4 protein-coding genes are annotated in these 3,889 nt (G+C 74.5%); 2 read left to right on the top strand and 2 right to left on the bottom strand.

The features are described from left to right. The coding region (locus tag ACR9E3_RS32405) for a FadR/GntR family transcriptional regulator (protein WP_460385192.1) at positions 1–762 on the bottom strand (762 nt) is incomplete at its 3' end. A gap of 92 nt (positions 763–854) precedes the next feature. Here ACR9E3_RS32405 and ACR9E3_RS32400 point away from each other — a divergent pair. Continuing rightward, entirely contained in the window at positions 855–2,021 is a 1,167-nt protein-coding gene (locus ACR9E3_RS32400) for an acyl-CoA dehydrogenase family protein (RefSeq protein WP_460385190.1), read from the top strand. On the opposite strand, the gene ACR9E3_RS32395 is transcribed toward ACR9E3_RS32400, so the two are convergent. Further along, positions 2,015–2,863: a MaoC/PaaZ C-terminal domain-containing protein gene (locus ACR9E3_RS32395; RefSeq protein WP_460385189.1), complete on the bottom strand. Its 849-nt coding sequence runs from the start codon at positions 2,861–2,863 to the stop codon at positions 2,015–2,017. The two genes, ACR9E3_RS32400 and ACR9E3_RS32395, sit on opposite strands and share 7 nt — an antisense overlap. 40 nt (positions 2,864–2,903) lie before the next feature. Here ACR9E3_RS32395 and ACR9E3_RS32390 point away from each other — a divergent pair. Beyond that, positions 2,904–3,889 (top strand): amidohydrolase family protein (locus ACR9E3_RS32390; protein ID WP_460385187.1); only part of this gene is annotated, 986 nt, incomplete at its 3' end.

Raw genomic sequence — 3,889 nt, 5'->3', positions numbered from 1 at the left:
GCGGCGTCCGGCCTCTCCGGGGAGCGTCGCGGACGCACGGTCGCCGGCCGCGAGCGACGCCTCCGCCGAGGCGTGCACGTGCCGGACCATCCGGCGGGCGGCCGCGTCGGGGTCCCCGGCCCTGATCGCCCGCGTCACCGAGCGGTGGGCGCGCACCGTGATCAGCCGGACGTCCTCGTCGACGACGCCCTCGTCGTCGGTGGTGGCGTAGATGGCCCGCGAGAGCGCCATCAGGATACCGGTCAGGATCTCGTTGTGGCTCGCCGTGGCCACGGCGACGTGCCAGTCGACGTTGGCCGCCAGGAACTCCTCGAGGCTCCCGCCGCCCGCGATCGTCTCGTTCGCGGTCTCCAGCGCACGCAGGTCGTCGGGTGTGCGGCGCCGGGCGGCGAGCCGCGCGCACGCCGGCTCGACCGCCTCGCGGGTCTCGTGGACGGAGGCGAGCTGCAGCCCGCGGCCGCGGATGAGCAGCTCGAGGGAGTCGGCGACCGTCTCCTCGCCGGGATGCCGCACGAAGGCGCCGCCTGCCCGTCCGGTCCGGATCCCGATCAGCCCCTGGACCTCGAGGATGCGCAGGGCCTCGCGCACCGTCGAGCGGCCCATCCCGGTCTGCACCACGAGCTCGCGCTCGGGCGGGAGCGGCGTGCCCTCGGGGTACTCGCCGGACAGGACGCGCTCGCGCAGCTCGTCGGCGAGCACGTCGGAGGCCTTCGGTACCCGCAGCGGCGACAGCCGGATCGAGCGGGCCTCGGGAGAGGTCATCGGCCTCGCTCCGTCGCTGCGGTGGTCCAACGGTCTGACCGAACCTAGCATCGGGACGCGGCACGGACCGGCCGCGGCGAGGAGGTGGCACGGTGGACTTCGCGCTCACCGAGGACCAGGAGACGATCCGCACGGCGGTCGCCGAGCTCGCCGGGAGGTTCGACGACGAGTACTGGCGCACCAAGGACCGCGACCACGCCTTCCCGACCGAGTTCTACGACGCCCTCGCGACCGGCGGCTGGCTCGGGATCACGAGCCCCGAGGAGTACGGCGGTCACGGGTTCGGGATCACCGAGGCCTGCCTGCTCCTCGAGGAGGTCGCGCGCTCGGGCGGCGGGATGAACGCCGCCAGCGCGATCCACCTGTCGATCTTCGGGATGCAGCCGGTCGTCAAGCACGGCTCCGACGAGCTCAAGGCGCGCACGATCCCGCGCATCGTCGACGGCAGCCTGCACGTCTGCTTCGGCGTGACCGAGCCCGAGGCCGGGCTCGACACCACGCGGATCACCACGTTCGCCCGGCGCGAGGGCAACCACTACCGCGTCAGCGGCCGCAAGGTCTGGATCTCCAAGGCCCAGGAGTCCGAGAAGATCCTGCTGCTGACCCGGACGCAGAAGCTCGACGAGGTCGCGAAGAAGACCGACGGCATGACGCTCTTCCTCACCGACCTCGACCGCGCGCGCGTCGACATCCGCCCGATCCCGAAGATGGGCCGCAACGCCGTCTCCTCCAACGAGCTGTTCATCGACGATCTGGTGGTGCCGGTCGCGGACCGGGTCGGCGAGGAGGGCCAGGGCTTCACCTACATCCTCGACGGGCTCAACCCGGAGCGGATGCTGATCGCCGCCGAGGCCCTCGGGATCGGGCGCGTCGCCCTGGAGCGCGCCGCGCGCTACGGCAACGACCGCGAGGTGTTCGGCCGCCCGATCGGCCAGAACCAGGGGCTGCAGTTCCCCCTCGCCGATTCCCTGGCCCACCTCGACGCCGCCGAGCTCGTGCTGCGCAAGGCCACCTGGCTCTACGACCGCGGCGAGCCCTGCGGGCGGGAGGCCAACACCGCCAAGTACCTGTGCGCCGAGGCGGGCTTCGCGGCCGCCGACCGCGCGCTGCAGACCCACGGCGGCATGGGCTACTCCGAGGAGTACGACGTCGCGCGCTGGTTCCGCGAGGCCCGTCTGCTCAAGATCGCTCCGTTGAGCCAGGAGATGGTGCTGAACTACCTGGGCTCGCACGTCCTCGGGCTCCCGCGGAGCTACTGACCCCCGGTGAGGTCCAGGCGGCCCCGGTCGAGGACGACGTCGTCCCCGCAGGTGGTGCGGAAATGCGCCGCGTCGCCGTCGGACCAGATCGCGACCGTGAGCTCGTCGCCCGGCAGCACGGGCCGGGTGAAGCGGGCGGTCATGCCCGCGACCCGATCCGGGTCGTTGCCGGCGACCGTGCGCATCACCGCCCGCGCGGCGAGCCCGTAGGTGCACATGCCGTGCAGGATCGGGCGGGTGAAGCCGCCCCGGGCCGCGAAGGCCGGGTCGGTGTGCAGCGGGTTGCGGTCGCCGGTCAGACGGTAGAGGAGCGCCTGCTCGGGCCGGGTGGCGACGGTGACGACGTGGTCGGGCGCGCGGTCGGGGATCGCCGACGGGACGCTCTCGCCGCGCGGACCGCCGAAGCCGCCCTCGCCGCCGAGGAACACCGACTGCACCGAGGTCACCAGCGGCGCCCCCGACGCGGCGTCCACCGCCTCCGCCTCCGTGCGCACGATCGCCCCGCGGCCCTTGTCCTCCACCGCGGTGACCGTGGCCGTGACCCGTGCGCGGCCGGCCACGGGCAGCGGGGCGTGCAGGCGGAACGCCTGCTCGGCGTGCACGAGGCGGGTGCGGTCCACGTCGCCGAGGTCGACCGTGGCCGCGCGGGTGACGATGTTCGCGAACGTCGGCAGCACCTGCAGCGGCGCGCCCTCGGTGTTCTCCGTCGTGAACGCCAGATCCTCGAGCGGATCGCCCTGCCCGGCCCCGACCGCGAGGGCGTAGAGCATCACGTCGTCCGCCGTCCACGCGAACTCCGCCGCGTCGCTGCGCGTGCCGACCAGGTCCGGCGTCAGTGCCATGATCCCCAGGTTAGTGCCGCAGCGAGGTGAGGAGGGCGGGATGGACACCGACACCGGTCTCGTCGACGTCCACACCCACGCGATCGCGCCCGATCTCGCGCCGCCCGCGGCGCGCGAGGGGCACGACTGGGCGTGGGTGCGGCGCGAGGACGAGCACACCGCCGCCATCCACGTGGGCGACCGGCGGTACCGGACGATCGACGCGCGCTGCTGGTCGCCGACCGCCCGGTTGCGGGACATGGACGCCGAGGGCGTCGCGGTCCAGGTCGTCTCGCCGGTCCCCGTCACGCTCGACCACACCGCACCGGCGGCGGGCGCGCTCGAGCAGGCCCGCGCCCAGAACGCGTTCTTCGCCGCGCTGGTCGCCGCGGCTCCGGACCGCTTCCTGGCGCTCGGGGCCGTCCCGCTGCAGGACGTCGACGCCGCGGTCGGCGAGCTGCGCCGCTGCGTGCTCGAGCTGGGGTTCGCGGGCGTCGAGATCGGGGGGCGGGTGGGGGCCCTCGAGCTCGCCGATCCGGCGCTCGCGCCGTTCTTCGACGCGGCCGACGAGCTCGGCGCCGTGGTGTTCGTCCACCCCGTCGACGAGGTGCTCGACCCGCGCCTCGCCCGCGCCGGACTCGCGTTCGGGGTCGGCATGCCGTGCGAGACCGCGACCGCCGCGGCGTCACTGCTCACCGCCGGCACGCTCGCCGAGCGCCCGGGCGTGCGGCTCTGCCTCGCCCACGGCGGCGGTGCGCTGCCGTCGATCCTGCCGCGGGTCGCCCACGGCCAGACGCTCGCCGGCGCCCCCGCCACCGCCCTCGACCGCGCCCGCGACCTCTGGTGCGACTCGCTGACCTACGACCCCGCGAGCCTCGCGCTGGCGATCGAGCGCTTCGGCGCCGACCACGTCGTGCTGGGCACCGACTACCCCTTCGCCGCGCGCGAGGAGCCTCCGGGCGCCGTCCTCGCGGCGTCCCAGCGGGCGACGATCGGCGTCGCCAACCCGCGCGTCCTGAGGGGATCCACCCACCGCCCCACGTCGGG

The organism is Actinomycetospora sp. C-140 (assembly GCF_054796175.1).
The sequence above is the reverse complement of the archived record's forward strand: the minus strand, read 5'-3'. Positions and strand labels throughout refer to the sequence as shown.

What these genes read in the sequence shown, in the direction of transcription:
- ACR9E3_RS32395 (WP_460385189.1), bottom strand. Translation starts at nt 2,863, where the DNA reads ATGGCACTGACGCCGGACCTGGTCGGCACGCGCAGCGACGCGGCGGAG.